This is a genomic window from Spirosoma sp. 209 (genome assembly GCF_002006735.1).
Classification (GTDB): Bacteria; Bacteroidota; Bacteroidia; order Cytophagales; family Spirosomataceae; genus Spirosoma; species Spirosoma sordidisoli.
In genome coordinates this window covers 42,327-59,650 of the sequence record NZ_MVEC01000020.1, presented here as the reverse complement: position 1 = coordinate 59,650, position 17,324 = coordinate 42,327, and the positions used below count along the sequence as shown (strand labels likewise).

Annotated in this window: 14 protein-coding genes; 7 read left to right on the top strand and 7 right to left on the bottom strand. The window is 52.9% G+C overall.

The window, feature by feature from the left end; genetic code table 11:
- Window positions 1-112: 112 nt before the first annotated feature.
- Window positions 113-1,984, bottom strand: a complete 1,872-nt coding sequence (locus tag B1C80_RS24250; protein ID WP_077923810.1) for a glycoside hydrolase family 13 protein — start codon at window positions 1,982-1,984, stop codon at window positions 113-115.
- Window positions 1,985-2,181: 197 nt separating this feature from the next.
- Between B1C80_RS24250 and B1C80_RS24245 the strand changes: the two genes are divergently transcribed.
- Window positions 2,182-3,915, top strand: a complete 1,734-nt coding sequence (locus tag B1C80_RS24245; protein ID WP_201723583.1) for an alpha-amylase family glycosyl hydrolase — start codon at window positions 2,182-2,184, stop codon at window positions 3,913-3,915.
- A 63-nt stretch (window positions 3,916-3,978) separates the two neighbouring features.
- Window positions 3,979-4,851, top strand: coding sequence for an N-acetylmuramoyl-L-alanine amidase-like domain-containing protein (locus B1C80_RS24240; RefSeq protein ID WP_077923809.1), 873 nt, complete (start codon window positions 3,979-3,981; stop codon window positions 4,849-4,851).
- 62 nt (window positions 4,852-4,913) lie between these two features.
- Here the strand turns inward: B1C80_RS24240 and B1C80_RS24235 are convergent, their stop codons facing one another.
- Window positions 4,914-5,360: a type I restriction enzyme HsdR N-terminal domain-containing protein gene (locus B1C80_RS24235; RefSeq protein WP_077923808.1), complete on the bottom strand. Its 447-nt coding sequence runs from the start codon at window positions 5,358-5,360 to the stop codon at window positions 4,914-4,916.
- Window positions 5,361-5,464: 104 nt separating this feature from the next.
- Between B1C80_RS24235 and B1C80_RS24230 the strand changes: the two genes are divergently transcribed.
- Window positions 5,465-6,235, top strand: a complete 771-nt coding sequence (locus B1C80_RS24230; RefSeq protein ID WP_077923807.1) for an AMP nucleosidase — start codon at window positions 5,465-5,467, stop codon at window positions 6,233-6,235.
- A 300-nt stretch (window positions 6,236-6,535) separates the two neighbouring features.
- Here B1C80_RS24230 and B1C80_RS24225 read toward each other — a convergent pair whose 3' ends face one another.
- Window positions 6,536-6,925 carry a protease inhibitor I42 family protein gene (locus B1C80_RS24225; RefSeq protein ID WP_077923806.1) on the bottom strand — a complete coding sequence of 130 codons (390 nt, stop codon included), beginning with the start codon at window positions 6,923-6,925 and terminating at the stop codon, window positions 6,536-6,538.
- Window positions 6,926-7,756: 831 nt separating this feature from the next.
- On the opposite strand from B1C80_RS24225, the gene B1C80_RS28805 reads away from it, so the two are divergent.
- Window positions 7,757-8,290, top strand: coding sequence for a glycoside hydrolase family 95-like protein (locus B1C80_RS28805; protein ID WP_077923805.1), 534 nt, complete (start codon window positions 7,757-7,759; stop codon window positions 8,288-8,290).
- A gap of 236 nt (window positions 8,291-8,526) precedes the next feature.
- Here B1C80_RS28805 and B1C80_RS24215 read toward each other — a convergent pair whose 3' ends face one another.
- The gene (locus B1C80_RS24215) at window positions 8,527-11,388 is read right to left on the bottom strand and encodes a glycoside hydrolase family 2 (protein WP_077923804.1); all 2,862 of its coding nucleotides are present in this window, start codon (window positions 11,386-11,388) and stop codon (window positions 8,527-8,529) included.
- Between the two features lie 305 nt (window positions 11,389-11,693).
- Entirely contained in the window at window positions 11,694-13,031 is a 1,338-nt protein-coding gene (locus B1C80_RS24210; protein ID WP_077923803.1) for a tetratricopeptide repeat protein, read from the bottom strand.
- A 380-nt stretch (window positions 13,032-13,411) separates the two neighbouring features.
- On the opposite strand from B1C80_RS24210, the gene B1C80_RS24205 reads away from it, so the two are divergent.
- A complete protein-coding gene (locus B1C80_RS24205; RefSeq protein ID WP_077923802.1) occupies window positions 13,412-13,828 on the top strand; it encodes an Hsp20/alpha crystallin family protein in 417 nt (138 codons plus the stop codon).
- Window positions 13,829-13,903: 75 nt separating this feature from the next.
- Here the strand turns inward: B1C80_RS24205 and B1C80_RS24200 are convergent, their stop codons facing one another.
- Window positions 13,904-14,554: a phosphoribosylanthranilate isomerase gene (locus B1C80_RS24200; protein ID WP_077923801.1), complete on the bottom strand. Its 651-nt coding sequence runs from the start codon at window positions 14,552-14,554 to the stop codon at window positions 13,904-13,906.
- Window positions 14,555-14,630: 76 nt separating this feature from the next.
- Here B1C80_RS24200 and B1C80_RS24195 point away from each other — a divergent pair, with 76 nt between their 5' ends.
- A complete protein-coding gene (locus tag B1C80_RS24195; RefSeq protein WP_077923800.1) occupies window positions 14,631-15,884 on the top strand; it encodes an MFS transporter in 1,254 nt (417 codons plus the stop codon).
- Window positions 15,885-15,984: 100 nt separating this feature from the next.
- On the opposite strand, the gene B1C80_RS24190 is transcribed toward B1C80_RS24195, so the two are convergent.
- A complete protein-coding gene (locus B1C80_RS24190; RefSeq protein ID WP_236648906.1) occupies window positions 15,985-16,209 on the bottom strand; it encodes a hypothetical protein in 225 nt (74 codons plus the stop codon).
- Window positions 16,210-16,427: 218 nt separating this feature from the next.
- Here B1C80_RS24190 and B1C80_RS24185 point away from each other — a divergent pair, with 218 nt between their 5' ends.
- On the top strand, window positions 16,428-17,297 hold the full coding sequence (locus B1C80_RS24185; protein WP_077923798.1) for an SMP-30/gluconolactonase/LRE family protein: 870 nt from the start codon (window positions 16,428-16,430) through the stop codon (window positions 17,295-17,297).
- The last annotated feature ends 27 nt before the right edge of the window (window positions 17,298-17,324 follow it).

Genomic DNA, 17,324 nt, shown 5'->3' with positions numbered 1-17,324 from the left:
GCTGCTATAGAAGCCTATTGTCTACAGAGGTATAAAGGTGCAGTCATTGTTTGTCATGGTGACCAAGCCGGGCGGCCGGCTTGGTCACCATGACAAACAATCAGGAGCATAACTACTTCTTCAGTTCCAGCACAACGGCTGTTTTGGCCGGTAGTTTGATCAGTTTCAGGTCCGACAGGGTTTCGTCGGTCAGCACGTTACGGGCCGACCGGAATCCGGCCATGCGTTCGGCAAACCGGGCGGTGTCGAGCGAAATCTCTTTGTCGTTGGTGTTGCTGGCTACCATCACGGTTTTGTTGGCATCGTACCGGAAATACACATACGTACCGTCCTGCGGCAGATACTGCATGAGCTTACCGGTATGCAGGGCCGGGGTAGCTTTGCGGTACGTGGCCAGCTTCCGCACAAAATCGAACGCATCGTTCTCGCGTTTGTCGCGCCCGGCGGCCGTGAACTTGTTCTCCTTATCGCCCGGAAAACCGCCCGGAAAATCGCGCCGGACCTCTGCATCGGACGGGTTCTTGAAATTCTTCATCAGAATTTCCGTGCCGTAGTACATACTGGGTATGCCGCGTGTGGTCAGCAGCCAGGTCAGCCCCATCTTGTACTTGTTGATGTCTTCGCCGATGACCGACAGGTAGCGGTCGGTATCGTGATTGTCGAGGAAGGTGACGAGCTTGCTGGGGTCTGCATAAACGGCATCCTGCGCCAGCGCCTGGTAAAACCGGTTGACGCCATCGTCCCAGCTGAAATTCTGCTTCAGCGCGTCGAGAATAGCCGAATACACCACAAAATCGAGGCCGCCCGGCTGGTTCGATTTGAACGGAAAATCGATTTTGTTGCGGGTGTAATAGGCCTGATCGACTACGTTGTTGACCCACGATTCGCCAAAGATGTGGATGTTGGGGTATTGTTCCAGCAGGGCCGCGTTACAGCGGTTCATAAATGGCTGGTCGTTATACATGTACGTGTCGACCCGCCAGGCATCGACCCCAAACTCTTCGACCGACCAGATGGCGTGCTGAATCAGGAAGTTGGCCAGAAACGGATTGTTCTGGTTGAGGTCGGGCAGGTGCGGTACGAACCAGCCATCGAGCGAAACGCGCCGATCGCTTTCGGCGCCGTGCGGGTCGGTAATGGGCTGGTATTTGTACGACGTATTGGTGTAGGTAGGCCATTGGTGGAGCCAGTCTTTCATCGGCATGTCTTTCAGAAACCAGTGGTTGATACCCACGTGGTTATACACGGCGTCCTGAACGACCTTGATGCCGGCGGCATGGGCCTTCCGGACAAATTCCTTATACCCTTCGTTGCCGCCCATGCGCCGGTCAATGGTGTAATGGTCCGTGAAGCCATACCCATGGTAGGCCGACCGCATCAGGCCCCCTTCGTTCGTAAGCGGCTGGTTGTTTTCCAGTACGGGGGTAAACCAGATGGCCGTCACGCCGAGGTCTTTCAGGTAGTCGAGGTGCTGGGCGGCTCCGGCGAGGTCGCCCCCGTGGCGGTAAACCGGATTGGCCCGGTCGGCGTTAGGGTCGGCCAGGTCGGTAAATTTGTCGTTGCCGGGGTCGCCGTTGGCAAAACGGTCGGGCATGGCCAGGTAGATGAAGTCGGCGGCCGTTACGCCCTGGGCTTTCGGTTCGCGGTTGCGGGCTTTCAGCTCAAAGGGCTGGGTCAACGTCTGCGTGCCGCGCTTGCCAATCAGTTTCAGCGTGCCGGGGCGGGCCGTTGGGGCAATGGTCAGGTCGAGAAACGCGTAGTTGGGGTTCTCGACAGTATGGGCTTTGACCAGTTTAACCCCCGGGTAGTTGACCGTATAGGTCAGGGTACCGGCGTTGGGGCCGTAGACCAGTAGTTGCAGCTTCGGGTTTTTCATGCCCACCCACCAGTTGGTTGGGTTCAGCCGCTGGATCTGAGCGGTCTGGGCAAAAGCCGCCAGCGTAGTGGCCAGGGCGCAGATGAGTGTAAACAATGATCGTCTCATGTAGTGGTTATGCTGGATGAAAATGAAGCCGAACCAGGCGTAGCAGGCGATCTGGCCGACGGGCGCCGGTTTGGTTACCCCTGTCAGCGGCCTGCCTGCGTACCGAGGGGCTATTCGTTGGCAAAAATAACCCAAGTTTTTCGGCGAAAAAGGCCATAGCTTTGCATTATAAACTGTAAACAGCCGTAACCTCGTTCATGAATACGACGTCCGTTGTCCCCGTAATGGACAAACTTATTATCTACCAGATTTTTACCCGGCTGTTCGGTAACACGAATACCACCAACCGCCCCCATGGCGAAAAGTCGGAGAACGGGTCCGGAACATTCGCCGACATCAACGACGCAGCGTTACGGAGTATCCGGCAGTTTGGGGCCTCGCACGTCTGGTATACGGGGGTGCTGGAGCACGCCACCCAGACCGATTACGCAGCATATGGCATTCAACCCCACGATCCGGCCGTGGTCAAAGGCCGAGCGGGTTCTCCCTACTCGGTCAGCGATTATTACGATGTCGACCCTGATCTGGCCGTTGAGGTGCCGAATCGGATGGCCGAATTCGACGCCCTGATCGAGCGGACCCATGCCCACGGACTGCGGGTCATCATCGACTTTGTACCGAACCACGTGGCCCGGCAGTATCAGTCCGACGCCAAACCGGCGGGGGTAGTCGATCTGGGCGAGCAGGACGATACGACGGTTAGCTTTGCGCCCGATAATAATTTCTATTACCTGCCCGGTCAGACTTTTGTAGCCCCGGCCGGGAACACCAATGGCCCCGCCCGGCTGCACGAATACCCGGCCAAGGTTACCGGGTCGGGCTCCATTACGGCCACGCCCGATAGCAACGACTGGTACGAGACTGTAAAGCTCAACTACGGGATCAATGTCTTCGACGGCAGCCGTCATTTCGACCCGATACCGGCCACCTGGCAGCAGATGCTCGACATCCTGTTGTTCTGGTCCGACAAAGGCGTCGACGGGTTCCGTTGCGACATGGCTCAGCTGGTGCCGGTCGAGTTCTGGCGGTGGGCCATCGGACGGGTGAAGCAGCGGTATCCTCGGCTTATTTTCATTGCCGAGATTTACGAGCCGCACCTGTACCGGCCCTTTATTTTCGACGGTGGGTTCGACTATCTCTACGATAAGGTGGGGCTGTACGATGCGCTGCGGGCGTTGATGGAAGGTCACGGCTCCTGCTACGACCTCACGCGGGTGTGGCAGCAGCAGTCGGGCGATTATGCCCAGCACATGCTCCGGTTTCTGGAAACCCACGACGAGCAACGCATTGCCTCGCGGTTTTTTGCCAATACGCCCTGGGCGGCTGTGCCGGCCATGACCCTGGCCGCTACCATGCATACTGGGCCGTTTCTGCTGTATTTCGGGCAGGAGGTAGGCGTTCGGGCCGAGGGCAGCGAAGGATTCAGTGGCGACGACGGCCGTACGACCATCTTCGATTATTGGGGCATTCCCGAGTGGCAGGGCTGGCTCAACGCGCAGCCCGGCGAGCAGGGCCGTTACGACGGTGGGGGGCTCTCCGACGAACAGCGGCAGCTGCGGGCGTTTTACCAGCAGCTTAACCACCTCGTCAACGGCTCCGACGCCATCCAGAACGGTTATTTCTACGATCTTCAGTGGGCTAACGACAACGGCCAGAGCATAGGCTACGACGCTCATCAGCTGTACAGTTACCTGCGCTATACCGATCGCCAGAAACTGCTGATCGTCTGTAACTTCTCGGCGCATACAACCTACGAAACCACCGTTCAGCTGCCAGGCCATGCGTTCGCTACTCTGGGGCTGGACCCCATGCGGACTTACCGGTTCACCGATATTTTTCTGAGCGATACGCAGGTAGAGGCTGTGGGCCGCGAGGGGGTTGCGCTGTCTGTTCCGCCCCGCAGTGTTCGGGTGCTGGAAATTAAAGCCTGACAAAATCGGTACTTTATCCGGCTTGCGTCGTCCATACGACGTAGGCAACTGTTATCTCAATCTATGAAAAAAAGGTTTACCCTGGGCGTACTTTTAACCATAGCAACGGCTTCGCTGGCTCAGGAACCGATAGCGGTGAAGCTGAGTCAGTGGGCCAGTGCCGGCGGAAAAACACCCGCCGAAACGGCCGTGCAGGTCGGCAAGCAATTGATCGGTAAGCCGTACGTAGCCAATACGCTCGACCTGAACGCGACCGAGCAGCTGGTGGTCAATGTAGATGCCTTCGACTGTACGACCTACCTCGAAACGGTGCTGGCGCTTTCACTGGCGCGGTTCGAGCTGTCGGCAAAAGCGACGCCCGCGCAGCTCGAACGTAGCTTTCAGCAGTATCTGACCCAGCTGCGCTACCGCAATGGCCGCATAGACGGGTACGCCAGCCGACTTCATTATTTTTCGGACTGGCTCCGCGATAACGAACGAAAGGGGTTGTTGACCGACGTTACCCGCGAACTGCCGGGAGCTATGTCGGTGGCCAAACCGGTGTCGTACATGACAACCGCCACGTACCGATACCCGGCCCTGCGTGATCCGGCAGTATACCGGCAGATGGCGCTGACCGAAGCCGAGCTGAACCAGCAGACGTTTGCGTTCATCCCCAGGAAGAACATCCGGCAGGCTGAGAGCCAGCTGCGCGAGGGTGACATTGTGATGCTGACCGCGGCCCGTCCGGGTCTCGATATGAAACACGTTGGGCTGGCCGTTCGTCAGCCAAACGGTCGTATTCACCTCCTGCACGCATCGTCGGAGCAGGGCCAGGTCATGATTACCGCCCAGCCGCTAAGCGACTATGTGCTGTATCATAAGCGACTATCGGGAATCCGGGTGGCGCGGTTGCGGGCGGGTAGTGGGGCACTCACGGCCGTTGTGAATCAGTAACTTAGGCCACCTTTATCCGATGCTACGAACGCCCTGGCCCCGTACGGTACCGGGGCGTTTTGCTAGGCTCCGAACGCCGGAAAATCGTCTAGGAAACGGATTTCGGCCGTGTCGTGGTCAATGCAGCAGCAGTAGTGGGTCAGCCCGTTGGAAACAACGATATACGGCGCCCGGTGAATGTGGTTATAGCGGGTAATCTGATCAAAAACGGCCTGGGTCAGCGGCACGTGGGGGGCTTTGCATTCAACGACCAGAAACGGTTGCCCCTGCCGGTCAAAGGCCACTACATCGGTCCGTTTCTGCGTCTGGTTGAGCGTAAGCCCGCCTTCGGTTCGGATAAGGGCCTTCGGGTAGGCGTAATGCGTCAGCAGCAGGTTGACAATATGTTGCCGAACCCACTCCTCGGGCGAGAGCCGGACATACTTCCGGCGGAGTAAGTCGAAAATATACGGTTTCCCTTCGACTTGCTTAGTTTTGTGATCAAAAGGGGGCAGGTTCAACGCAAGCATACCCCAAAAATACAGAGAAAGCATCGACAACCGGGAATAATAAGCCCGAATCTGGACCACCCCCCGCTGTATTTCTCTGCTTTCTTTAATCCCACTTTGTACCTATGAAAACGAAAGAAGAGATTGTCAATAACTGGCTGCCCCGGTATACCGGAACCCCCATCGAGCAATTTGGCGAATATGTCCTGCTGACCAACTTTATTAATTATGTAGAGCTGTTTGCGGAAAAATTCAACGCCGAAATTTTTGGGCTGGGCCGGGCCATGCAAACCGCTACAGCTAATAACATCACCATTATCAACTTCGGTATGGGTAGCGCTATGGCCGCTACCGTCATGGACCTGTTATCGGCCATCCGGCCGAAAGCGGTTCTGTTCCTGGGCAAGTGCGGAGGGCTGAAAAAGACCCAGATTGGCGATCTGGTGCTGCCCATCGCGGCCATCCGGGGCGAAGGAACCAGCAATGATTACATGCGTCCGGAAATTCCGGCCCTGCCTTCGTTCCGGTTGCAGCGGGCGGTGTCGTCGATGATCAAGAAGCACGAACTCGACTACTGGACGGGTACGGTCTATACCACGAACCGGCGCATCTGGGAGCATGACGAAGTGTTCAAAGAATACCTGCGCGAGACCCGGGCGATGGCGATCGATATGGAAACGGCTACGATCTTCACCGTTGGCTTTGCGAATTCCATTCCACATGGCGCCCTGTTACTGGTGTCTGATAATCCGCTCGTGCCCGAGGGGGTAAAAACCGAAGAAAGTGATAAACGGGTTACGGGACAGTTCGTTACCAAACACCTCGATATCGGCATCGACTCCCTGCTCGAACTCGAAATGTCCGGCGATTCGGTGAAGCACCTGCGCTTCGAATAACAATGGCAGGAACGGATTTTCCAGGCGAGCGGCTGTCGGTTTCGGGCAGCCGCTCGTTTCGTTTATATTGACCAGGAAAGTCGTATAGCGATCGATGGCCTCGGATACTGATGATACATTGGGCGGACAAAAAAAGCACCAGACGGGCGCCTGGTGCTTCATTAGATAGGTCGATAGCTCAGGTAAAGAAACCTGAGACGCTGCCATTAGTCTTTGTTGTGTATCCTGTCTTGTTGTATCTGGCCTGATGACAGCCAGATACAACAAGACAGAGCCGGTTTCGGCTATTCTCTCTACTGGTTAGTCAGTCACCGTAATTTTATAGGCTTTTTTCTCCATGACCTCGTTTAAAACAGTAGGTCTAGCGAAATGAAACTCCAGCGTAGTAGTTCCCTTGGCGAGCGCAGTATAATTCCACACCTGGTTTCCCCACACAGCTGAATTTTCGGGATTCACAACCGTGTTCATGCTGTTCATCTTAAGAATTGTGGCATCACCAGCGTTTACTAAATTCCAAATTACCCCTGTTGAACCGGCAGAATATTGCACTGGTAAAGTCAGGTCGAATGTGGCTCCTTTCTTAACGGAGAGGGTGGTAGTATTTTCTGGAGTAACACTTTCGGATTCTCGCTTACAGGCTGCAGCGCCAAGAACGAACAGGAGTAGTACAATTGAAGTTACGCGTTTCATAATGATTTTTAAGTTTTTACTTTATCGATGACTCTGTCCGAATAAAAAGGGTTGTAATGAATGAATAAATTTTTTGGATTTATTTTTAATTATTTTTCTCTAAATATTATATAGAGATAGTATTGAAACGTGAATGGTATATACTGAACTTAACATATTGTATTTGTAGGAATTATTGTTGTTGTTGATAATAATTTATGATTCGTGTAAATATGATTTGTTTGTAAAATATTGATTGTTAATGATTTGACTTCTATAGGTCAGTCGTCACTAGTTGCTTATCGATGAATTAGAAATAATCATTAACTGAGATTTGTAGTCTGATGAGTATGTAATATGGCGTACGGAGATCTATAGATAGTAATTTTTTAGCCTGAATTTTTTTTGATATTTTAAAATTGAATACACAATAATACTATAGGAATACACTAGTAAAATGCCTGTTGAATAGCATTTCTTGTTTATTATCGTTTTTGTTTTCAGGATTTGTTCTGTGAAGAATTTTTCTGTTGTACAATACTGTTAAATTAATTGTAATAGATGAATAGATCATTTTACTCTATTTGTTGTAGTTATACCATTGTTTCTCAGGCCGTTTAGTTTCCGTATACTTCACTTATATATTTTGTAGGGATTAAATTGGTGAGCTTCTTGTAAAATAGGTTGCTGCATTAAAAATACAAAATAAAAAATCTGCCTTTATATTTTTAACAAAGTCAATATCGAACTATAAAAAGTCAATTATATAACCAAACAGGATATTGAGGCAAGTTAATTTTGTACGATTTCTATTTATTCAATTCATTATTAACACTATAAGCCTGGATAGATATGGAAAAAATACTACGTTTCCTACGCTTCGGTTTCTCCCCGTGGCGTATATGGATGATGGGTTTATACCTCATTCTTGCTGTTTTGATAAGCTCAGCACATTCGTATGCTCAGGAGTTAATAAGTGTATCAGGTACGGTTTCAGACTCTACCGGAATCCCGCTGCTTGGTGTCAGTATCCTTATTGATGGAGCGACAAATAAAGGAACGACAACGGATACAGATGGAAATTTTAAACTGACTGTAAGCCCAGCGGCTACGTTAGTATTCAGTGGCGGAACAGCAAGTATTGCTGAGAGGCTGATCCAGAGCCACGAGGGATACATTGATCTGTTACCGGCTATTCCCGATGGCTGGAAAGGAGAGGGGGCCGTCAAAGGACTCAAAGCCCGCAGTAATTTCACGGTCGATTTTTCCTGGAAGAACGGTCGGGTTACCAGCTACCGGGTTACTTCTCCCACGGCCCGGCCCCTGAAAGTCAATGTGAACGGCCGTATGCGAAATGTGCTTTCAAAAGCTTTTCGTCAGCAATAGCTGTAGCGAGCAGGCTGTTCCGTTGAGCTAAACCCAGAAAGGCTCCGTAAGCGTATAGGAAGTTTTACGATCATGAACGCTGGAAGCACGGCTGATCATGGCGTTGCTGAATCGGCGGATTAATGAACCGCGTCACCAGAAGATAGTAGGAACATACGGACTTTCGCGGATCGATGGCAATAAAAACCGGGCGTATATGTGCTAACGCCCGGTTTTTTTATACGATGGGTAATAACTCACCACCGGTCCGAAGCCGAACTGGTGAGCAACTGGCGAATCAGGGGTGTATCCAGTGCTTGTTCAGGGTTAAACAGGTCGCTGTTCATATACCGGAGCAAACTGTATTTCAGCTGACGGGCAGGGGGCCTGTTGCTCAGATCCGTTTCCAGATCAACGCTACAAACCAGCAATTTCCCCTTACCTACTTTTCCTTCAAACGCCAGGGCCAGTCGTCGGTTCTCAAACCAGGTGTCGATCGGCTGGATAACCGGTCTGAACCGCTTCGGAAACTCATTCAGAATCATAGGCTGGGCGTGGCTGACAACATCATGCCACTGGTAATCACTAAATGACTCGGTTGGGAAATGGGCCAGAGCCGGGTGTTTCGGATTACAAACCAGACCGAGGGTATGAGGGGGTTGTCCCATGGTCCAGGAAGTATTCCAGAAAACTGTCGAAAAACCGATTTTTACCTGTGCCCCTTTGTCGGGTGCAATACGGCCGTAAGGAAGCAGCAAAACCGTAGCGCCCTGCTCCAGCCGTTGCACCACCTCATCCGTCATAGAGTGAGCTATCAGTACATTACCTACGGCAGCATCAGCCCTCAGACCAGCCGGATAGACCCAGAGGTGCCAACTGTTTTTCACGGCTGAGTTGACCAGCTGGACCGTCAGGGTAAGGCGGGTCGGTTCTTTGATAGAAGACAGATCGACATTGATCAGGCCTACCGGCTGGGCATTATCGATATGAACCCGCTCTTTGTTTAGTTTACCCTGAACGAGCACCTTCGACTGGTCATCGGTAACCGACCAGCTGACGGTCTGGTTGGTTAGTTCATGAGCACCAAAATGAGCGATCTCAATAGCTGCTTTGACGGATTCATTGGTCTGAAAAACGAGTTTGTCGAGCCGGGCCAGCAGTACCGTAGCATTGCAGAACTGGCTGTATTCGCTTTTCGAGGTGTAGGGCTTAGGCTCATAAAAAACATCTAATGCTCCCACTAGTGCCGTTCCCTGGCCCGGAAAATCGTGGAGGCCCAGCAGCTGGAAACCGCCAAAACCAGGAGTTCGAAGGGCCGCTTCTATGTCGGCTTTGTAACAGAGAGTCTGGAGCCTGCCCGAGGCCATCAGAAAGTCACGGGCCTGATCGCCCATTCCCTGATCCTGAAGCGTCTGCCGGAAAATCTCAAAGTTGGTTGGTTTTAGCACCCCGGTGTATTTGGCCATTTCATCGAAGTTGGGATACACACACCATTGCCCGATTTCGTGGCTGATATAAGGAACTTTAGATGGCCTGATGATAGTACGCCAGTCGTAGTCGGTTCTTGGCTTGTCGCGGTTGATGATGCTGGCCAGCCCCTCTCCCCACCGCTGAATTCGGGCATCTGAATGGATATGAAACTGGTTCTCGGGTAGCATAGGCCACCCGGCCCCGCTTGTATACAGGCGACGGGCATCCCTGGCTTTGAAATGGAGTACCCATTTGCCCAGAAAATTGCCCTGATTAACGCCTGCAGGTTCATTGCCGTACGACATCATACAGAACGAGGGGTGATTCCCATATGCCTTCAGCATGCGCTCCGATTCCTGATAGATAAAGTCGTCGACCAGACCACCTGCCCCAACGGCGCTACCCTGGTTGGCCCAGGACGGGCTTTCTACGTATAAGTACAAACCCAGTTCATCGGCTACCTGGAAGGCGGCCTCCGGTGGGCACCAGGAGTGAAAACGTAAATGGTTCAAGCCATGCTCTTTCAGCGTTCGCATGATTTTTTTCCAGTGTTTGTAGTCCGTTGGCGGATAACCTGTAAGCGGGAAGGCAGCGCAGTCTACATCGCCCCGCAAAAAAACCGGTCGGCCGTTTACGGTAATGCGGGTTCCTTTTGTGCCTATCTCGCGCATGCCAAACGTTACCTTTTTCCGGGAGATAGTATCTGCCCTGTTACCAACCACTACCAGTGAAAGCTCGTAGCGGTTCGGCGAAAATTCATCCCAGAGCTGTGGAGACGGTATGGAATAAGTCGTTTCGAGCGTTGTGTTCTCGGCCGTAAGCTTAATTGCCTTTACCTGCTGAGGGAGGGTTGATCGGCTGTTCTGTAGCGAACGAACCTGCATCAGAAGCTTACCGGAAAACGTCTGGTTTCGGGGCTGGCTAAAGCCCACCGTTACCCGGATGTTTTTCTGAGAAATATTCGGATATACCTGAACCTCATCCAGCGCGGTGAGGTTGCCCGACCGTAGGGACAGGTTTCCGACGAGGCCGTTCCAGTTGGTTTGCGTATGATCGGATATGCTGTGCGAGTTCTGGCCAATGTAAACCTGGGTGTTGTTATCGACGCGTATGGTGATGGTATTTTTTCGTCCGGCCTGAAGCAGATTGGTAAGATCGAACTGATGGGCCGCTACGAGGCTGTTCTGGCTGCCGGCAAACTGCCCGTTTACAAAAACCATAGTTTTCCAGTGGCAGCGTTCCAGGTTGAGCACCACCCGCTGCTTTTTCCAGCCGGCTGGTATGTCAACCTGCCTTCGGTACCAGGCTGGTCCGGCGTAATAGTTGACTGGTTTCAGCCAGAACGGAATTTTTAAATCCCCTTCTCGGAAGGATTGGTACGATTTTGAAAAAAAATAGGTGCTGTCAACCACGTCGCCGGTCCAGGGCGTTTGTAGTGTCACTTCATTGCCCTTTCCGTGTTCCGTTAATGAGCCTGGCAGGCTGATCGTATCGGGGAAAGGTTCTGACCACCAGTGTCGACGGATGCCCTCATCGGTAGGGTCCAGCCGTAGTTGCCAGGTGCCGGCCAGGGTTAATTCCGACTGCGCAATTGAGTTGTAGAGGCCAAGCAGTACCAGAAGAGCGGTTAATGTAGTTCTGATTTTCATACTGAGGTGTTAACCAGGTAAGGACTGGTGTAACAGGTGCAAATGACCGCTTCTCTCCGTTACGCTTCCATGATGGTTCTTCTGAAAAAGATATATGTTATTCTGATTTGATTGGGCAGGCACATGCCCGTCCTGCCGATAATCGGACGGCTAAGGCGCTGACTTTTTTACGTCATTTATGCCGCCTGTGCGGTTTATAGGTTTATAGTACAGAGGCTGCGTTTCTCTCTGGAGATCTACAATAAAACAGCCACACCCGACCCTGATCGGCGTGTGGCTGTTGCGTTCCGGTAGCGTATGGACGCTTAGTTGCAGTAATCGCTGATGACTTTATACGATGGGTTGTAGCCCAGCTCGCCCGCTTTGGAGAGGTCGAGGCAACCGCCATTTTCGTCGCCGAGGCTGTGTTTAATAATGCCCCGGACGTAATAGACTTCGGCATAGCGCGGATTGAGCTTAACGGCGCTGTTGCAGTCCATGATCGCTGCGCGCTGGTCGCCCTGGGCCGATCGGATCATACCGCGGGTAAAATAAGCCTCGGCGTAAGTTGGATTAAGCTCTATGGCTTTGTTGAGATCGAGCAGCGCGGCTTTGGGGTCGCCCTGTTTGCTCTTGCTGACGGCCCGGCTGAAATAGGCTTCGGCGCGTTCGCTGCCCAGTTCGTTGATTTTATTACGTTCCTGCACCACGTTGCGCAGGTTATCAAGGGTGGCGCGGTTGATCCGGCCGCTGTAAACGACTTTAGCCTCGGTATTGCTGTTGTTGATCTCGATGGCTTCGTTAAAATCCTGGATGGCGCCTTTCTGATCACCGAGTTTGCTGCGGCAGAACCCCCGTCCGTAATAAGCCGCGTAATTATCGGCTTTTAGCGCGATGGCCCGGTTATAATCGGCCAGAGCGCCTTTGTAATCGTCGAGCTTACCTTTAGCGAAACCACGGTAAAAGTGCGATTCGCCATCGTCGGGGTTCAGCTCAATGGCCTTATTGAGATCGGCCACGGCACCGGTATAATCGTTCAGTTCGGTTTTCGATATGCCCCGGCCGGCGTAGGCCTGTGAGCGTTTGGGGGTTAACTCAATCACTTTGGCAAAATCGGGGAGGCTGCCCGCGTAGTCGTTGAGCTTCTGTTTGGTAATGCCGCGCACGTAGTAGGTCTGTACGTTGGCCGGATCCAGTTCAATGGCTTTGTTGAAGTCGGCCAGGGCTCCGCTGTACTGGTCGATGCGGCTCCGGCTCAGGCCTCGGTTGTAGTACGTCTGCGGATCGTCGGGGTTCAGTTCGATGGAGCGGCTGTAGTCGAGGAGGGCGCCCCGGTGGTCATCCTGTTTGCTTTTGCTGATACCCCGGCTCAGATAAGCCAGTGCGTCTTTGCCGTTCAGTTCAATGGCGCGATCGTAATCAAGCACGGCCCCCCGATGGTCTTTCAAGCTAGCCTTGGCTACACCCCGGTTGTAATAACTGACCGCATTGTCGGGGTTCATGGTGATGGCCATACTGAAGGCCTGTAATGCCCCTGTGTAATCGCCGGACTTACTTTTTGAGACACCACTTTCAAAAAAATCAACGGCGGTTTGCTGAGAAAAGACGGGTTGGGTGAGGCTGACACACAAAAGTGCCGTTACCGACAGGAGATGTCGTTTCATAAGTAAATACAAAGTGACAGGTGGTGAGAGATATAGTTAGTTTGGGTGCTAAAAATAGACCTTTGCCATGTGCAAGCCAAGTTGCTATATATTAATTTTCAAAAATCGGATAATTGTATAAATGATACTAAATCCATCTGATTAACAGTCTATTGTCGTTCCTTACAGGCAGGTAGGTAGAGTCGCGCGGGATGCATGTAGTCCGGTTTTTGTCTGACAGTCTTTGATCAGGTGATCTGCTTGAAGGTGACATTTTGTCGTGATGTGCGGTCTTTTCTTAGATTATTAAGACAAAATGGCTGTGTTTATGCCCTGGTACAGGATTTGAGTTAGGGAGGTTGTGTTTGACAATGAACAATCAACAGCAACTAGATAAAGCAATGGCAACCTTAGTTCGATATAACCGCACTCCTTCGTTCTTTAATCCTTTTTACGTTCGCCCGGCTGTAACGCGTTTTTACAACACCAGGCCAAACGTACCGGCCGCTAACGTGAAAGAAACGGAAACCGGCTTTACGCTGGTGCTCGCTACCCCCGGCCTGAAGAAAGAAGATCTGAAAATAAACGTAGAGAATAACATCCTCACCATTGCGTACAAGCCCGAAGCGACCGAAACCGCCGAGACCTTTACGCATCACGAGTTTGGCGTGAACGCTTTTGAGCGCGGTTTCCGCCTGCCCAAATCCGTTAATGCCGACCAGATCGCTGCTTCCTACACCGACGGCATCCTGACCGTAACGCTGCCGAAAGTAGACGTGAAAGAAGAAAAACTGGTGAAAGAAATCGCCATCGCCTAAGGGCAACAGGCGTTTTAACAGAAAGCCCGTATCGATCGATACGGGCTTTTTTTATACCCAACGATCAGGCTGTGATTACCCGAGAGCGGCCAGAAACGCGTCCAGCTTTCGTTCGTCGAGATAACCGTTGGTACGCACTCCGCTGCAAATGTCGAGTCCGAACGGCTGCACCTGCTCAATCGCCTGGCGGACATTGCCGGCATGCAGGCCACCCGCCAGAAAGACCGGCACCGACGACTGCGCCACAATCTGCCGGCTGATCAGCCAGTTGTGTTGCCGACCGGTGCCCCCCAGTTCCTTAACGGCCAGGTTCGGGTTACCCGAGTCCAGGAGCAGCGCATCGGCCCCGGCCTCAACGGCGGCCAGTGCTTCGGCTATGTTTTGCTCATCGATCACGTGAATGACCTGAACTAGTTTAACTGCGGGTAGCGCATCCCGAAGCTGGGCGTAGGTGCCGGCTGGTACGGCGTCGACGAGCTGGATGGTGTTGGCACCTACGCGCTGCTGATGGGCCAGTATATCGGCTACCGTCCGTTCGCTGGTGAGCATGAAGGTGGCCACAGGCGGGGGCGTGGCTCGAACAACGGCAGCGGCCAGTTCATCGGCCACCACACCGGGGCCGCTGGGCATACGGCCTACCAGACCGAGTGCATCGGCGCCCAGTCGAATGGCCAGTCGGGCTTCGTCAATGCTGCTGATGCAGCAGATTTTTAGGCGGGTACGCATGAGGTAAGCTAGATTTAACGGTCCGGGCCGGAATTTTTTGGCGAATATCCGGTTATTTCTCAAACGTTCATGACGAATGATACCCCCTTCTCCGGCTACTGATACCTACGCGTCGCTACGTATTCCTGACTTCCGCTATTTTGTGATGAATAGTTTCCTGATCACGGCTACGCTGCTGATTCAGGAGGTGGTTCTGGGGTACGAACTCTATAAAATCACCCACGATCCGCTGGCGCTGGGCCTGGTGGGGCTGGCTGAGGCCGTCCCGTTTATTATTCTGTCGCTCTTTGGCGGGCACCTGGCCGACCGGCGCGACAAGAAGCGGATTCTGCAATGGAGTCTGGCGGTAATTATTCTGGGGTCTATCATCCTGTATCTCACGTTCCAGCCGGCGGTGGTAGCTAAGCTGTCGCAAACGGTGCGGCTGGCCACGATTTATGGCGTACTGATGCTGATCGGCACCGCCAAAGGGTTTTATTCGCCGGCCAGTTCGTCGCTGAAGCCGTTTCTGGTACCGCGTGAATTATATGCCAACTCGGCCACCTGGAGCAGTTCGTTCTGGCAAACGGGTGCGATTGTCGGTCCGGGCGTGGCGGGCTTTCTCTACAGCGGGCTGGGGTTCGATAATACGCTGCTGGTAGTCATCGGCCTGCTGGTACTCTGTTTCTGGCTGATCTCGCTGGTGAGTCGCAAACCGGTGCCGGTGAACGAGGCTCCCCAGGCCGGTTTCCGCGAAAGCCTGAAAGAAGGTTTCCGGTTCGTATTCGATACGCCCATCGTGCTCTATGCGATTTCGCTCGACCTCTTTTCGGTACTGTTTGGTGGAGTCGTGGCCATTTTGCCGGTATTTGCCGAAGATATTCTGCGGGTCGGTGCCGAAGGACTGGGCTTTCTGCGGGCCGCCCCGAGTATAGGGGCCGTGCTGACGCTGGCGTTTATGACCCGGTACCCGCCCATCCATAACGCCTGGCGCAACATGCTGCTGGCGGTAGCCGGTTTCGGGATCGCCACGATTATTTTTGCGCTGTCGACTAATTTCTACCTCTCGCTGCTGATGCTGGGGCTGACGGGCGCGTTCGACAGTGTGAGCGTCATTATCCGGCAAACGATCATGCAGATTTTTCCGCCCGATCACCTGCGGGGGCGGGTAGCGGCCGTGAATGGCATCTTTGTCAGTACGTCGAATGAGATCGGCGCTTTTGAATCGGGGGTCGCGGCCCGGCTGTTCGGTACGGTGCCGTCGGTACTGCTGGGCGGAGTGGTAACGCTGGTGGTGGTCAGCTATATTTTTGTACGCTCCAAAGCCCTCTTTGCGGTAAAGCTGAATTAAAAAAAACCGGCTGACCGTGTCCCTGTAGCGGGCAGATCAGCCGGGTTACTGGCGGTACTCAGGCCTGAGCCTGCTTCGTGGATGCATGATAGGCGGTAAGTTATGCGCGTACAGTTGGCGCATTCAGTTCATGAATAAACGCGTTCACATCGATGGATTCGTTGAGCAGAACCCGCGTGTTGAAAATTTCCCAGAACAATTCGTCCGAGAGCTGGTAGTCTTTCTGCAACCGGATCATGTCACGGATGCTTTCTTTCAGGGGCACGGCCGGCATAGCCATAGGCTGATCGGATGACTGGAAGGTCATTGGTTGATACGAGTTCATGCTGCAAGGAGATTAGTTGTGTCAGTATCTTTTGTACGCGAGTTTGTAAACGCGCTCATGTAGAGAATGTTTAGCCAAAAAGATGCCTGTATTTCGGTCATGTTGAAATACTACCAGCGTTTCTATCCATACCGGCGGCTGAACCCTGATTCGAAGCAGAATTGTTCAATTCAAACGGATACATTAAAAAATAGATCAACCGGTATAAACTCGTCTGTATGAAAAACATCGTCAGCTGTTCATTGATTGTCCTGCTGGGAATTGGCGCTACCGCCCTGATTCCGGCTACGGCCCCCAAACCGCGGAAGGTGGTTAAAGTCTGGGAAACGGATACCACCCTGCGCGTACCTGAATCGGTTCTCTATGATGGGCAGAACACCCTGTATGTAACCAACATCGATGGTAAGTCCGACGCGCTCGATGGAACCGGATTTATCTCGAAGGTATCCCTCGATGGCAAGATCGAGAACCTGCGCTGGACATCGGGTCTCAATGCGCCCAAAGGTATGGGGCTATACAGGAACCGGCTCTACGTTACGGATGTGTACCGGCTCGTCGTCATCAATACCGAGACGGGACAGGCCGAGAAAACCTACGATGCCGTTGACCAGAAAACCGCGTTCCTGAACGATGTGACAGTAGCCAAAGATGGGACCATCTACGTGTCAGACAGCCGCAGCGACAAGATCTACCGGCTGAAAGAAGATAAGTGGGAGGTCTGGATGGAAGGCGAGCAGCTCAACAAACCCAATGGCGTACTGGCCGTAGGAAAGGATAAACTCCTGATTGGCTGCACGAAAACCGGAGCATTGCGAGCCGTAGACATCAACACCAAAACCATGACTACTATGGCCGAGGGCATGGACCGGACCGACGGTATCGTGCCCGAAGGCAAAGGAAACTACCTGGTGTCGGACTGGACCGGTCAGGTGTTTCATGTCGACGCCAAAGGAGCCAAACAACAGCTGCTCGATACGCGCAAAGAAGGTATCAACGCGGCCGATATCGACTACATTCCCGGCCGGAGGCTGCTGATCGTGCCGACGTTTATGAAAAACAAGCTGGTAGCCTATGAGCTAAGCCGATAAGCTGGCCCGTGAGCTGATCGATTCGTT

Excerpts from the sequence above, each read along its gene's own strand:
- B1C80_RS24250 (WP_077923810.1), bottom strand. The coding sequence starts at position 1,984 with ATGAGACGATCATTGTTTACACTCATCTGCGCCCTGGCCACTACGCTG.
- B1C80_RS24245 (WP_201723583.1), top strand. The coding sequence starts at position 2,182 with ATGAATACGACGTCCGTTGTCCCCGTAATGGACAAACTTATTATCTAC.
- B1C80_RS24240 (WP_077923809.1), top strand. The coding sequence starts at position 3,979 with ATGAAAAAAAGGTTTACCCTGGGCGTACTTTTAACCATAGCAACGGCT.
- B1C80_RS24235 (WP_077923808.1), bottom strand. The coding sequence starts at position 5,360 with ATGCTTGCGTTGAACCTGCCCCCTTTTGATCACAAAACTAAGCAAGTC.
- B1C80_RS24230 (WP_077923807.1), top strand. The coding sequence starts at position 5,465 with ATGAAAACGAAAGAAGAGATTGTCAATAACTGGCTGCCCCGGTATACC.
- B1C80_RS24225 (WP_077923806.1), bottom strand. The coding sequence starts at position 6,925 with ATGAAACGCGTAACTTCAATTGTACTACTCCTGTTCGTTCTTGGCGCT.
- B1C80_RS28805 (WP_077923805.1), top strand. The coding sequence starts at position 7,757 with ATGGAAAAAATACTACGTTTCCTACGCTTCGGTTTCTCCCCGTGGCGT.
- B1C80_RS24215 (WP_077923804.1), bottom strand. The coding sequence starts at position 11,388 with ATGAAAATCAGAACTACATTAACCGCTCTTCTGGTACTGCTTGGCCTC.
- B1C80_RS24210 (WP_077923803.1), bottom strand. The coding sequence starts at position 13,031 with ATGAAACGACATCTCCTGTCGGTAACGGCACTTTTGTGTGTCAGCCTC.
- B1C80_RS24205 (WP_077923802.1), top strand. The coding sequence starts at position 13,412 with ATGGCAACCTTAGTTCGATATAACCGCACTCCTTCGTTCTTTAATCCT.
- B1C80_RS24200 (WP_077923801.1), bottom strand. The coding sequence starts at position 14,554 with ATGCGTACCCGCCTAAAAATCTGCTGCATCAGCAGCATTGACGAAGCC.
- B1C80_RS24195 (WP_077923800.1), top strand. The coding sequence starts at position 14,631 with ATGATACCCCCTTCTCCGGCTACTGATACCTACGCGTCGCTACGTATT.
- B1C80_RS24190 (WP_236648906.1), bottom strand. The coding sequence starts at position 16,209 with ATGAACTCGTATCAACCAATGACCTTCCAGTCATCCGATCAGCCTATG.
- B1C80_RS24185 (WP_077923798.1), top strand. The coding sequence starts at position 16,428 with ATGAAAAACATCGTCAGCTGTTCATTGATTGTCCTGCTGGGAATTGGC.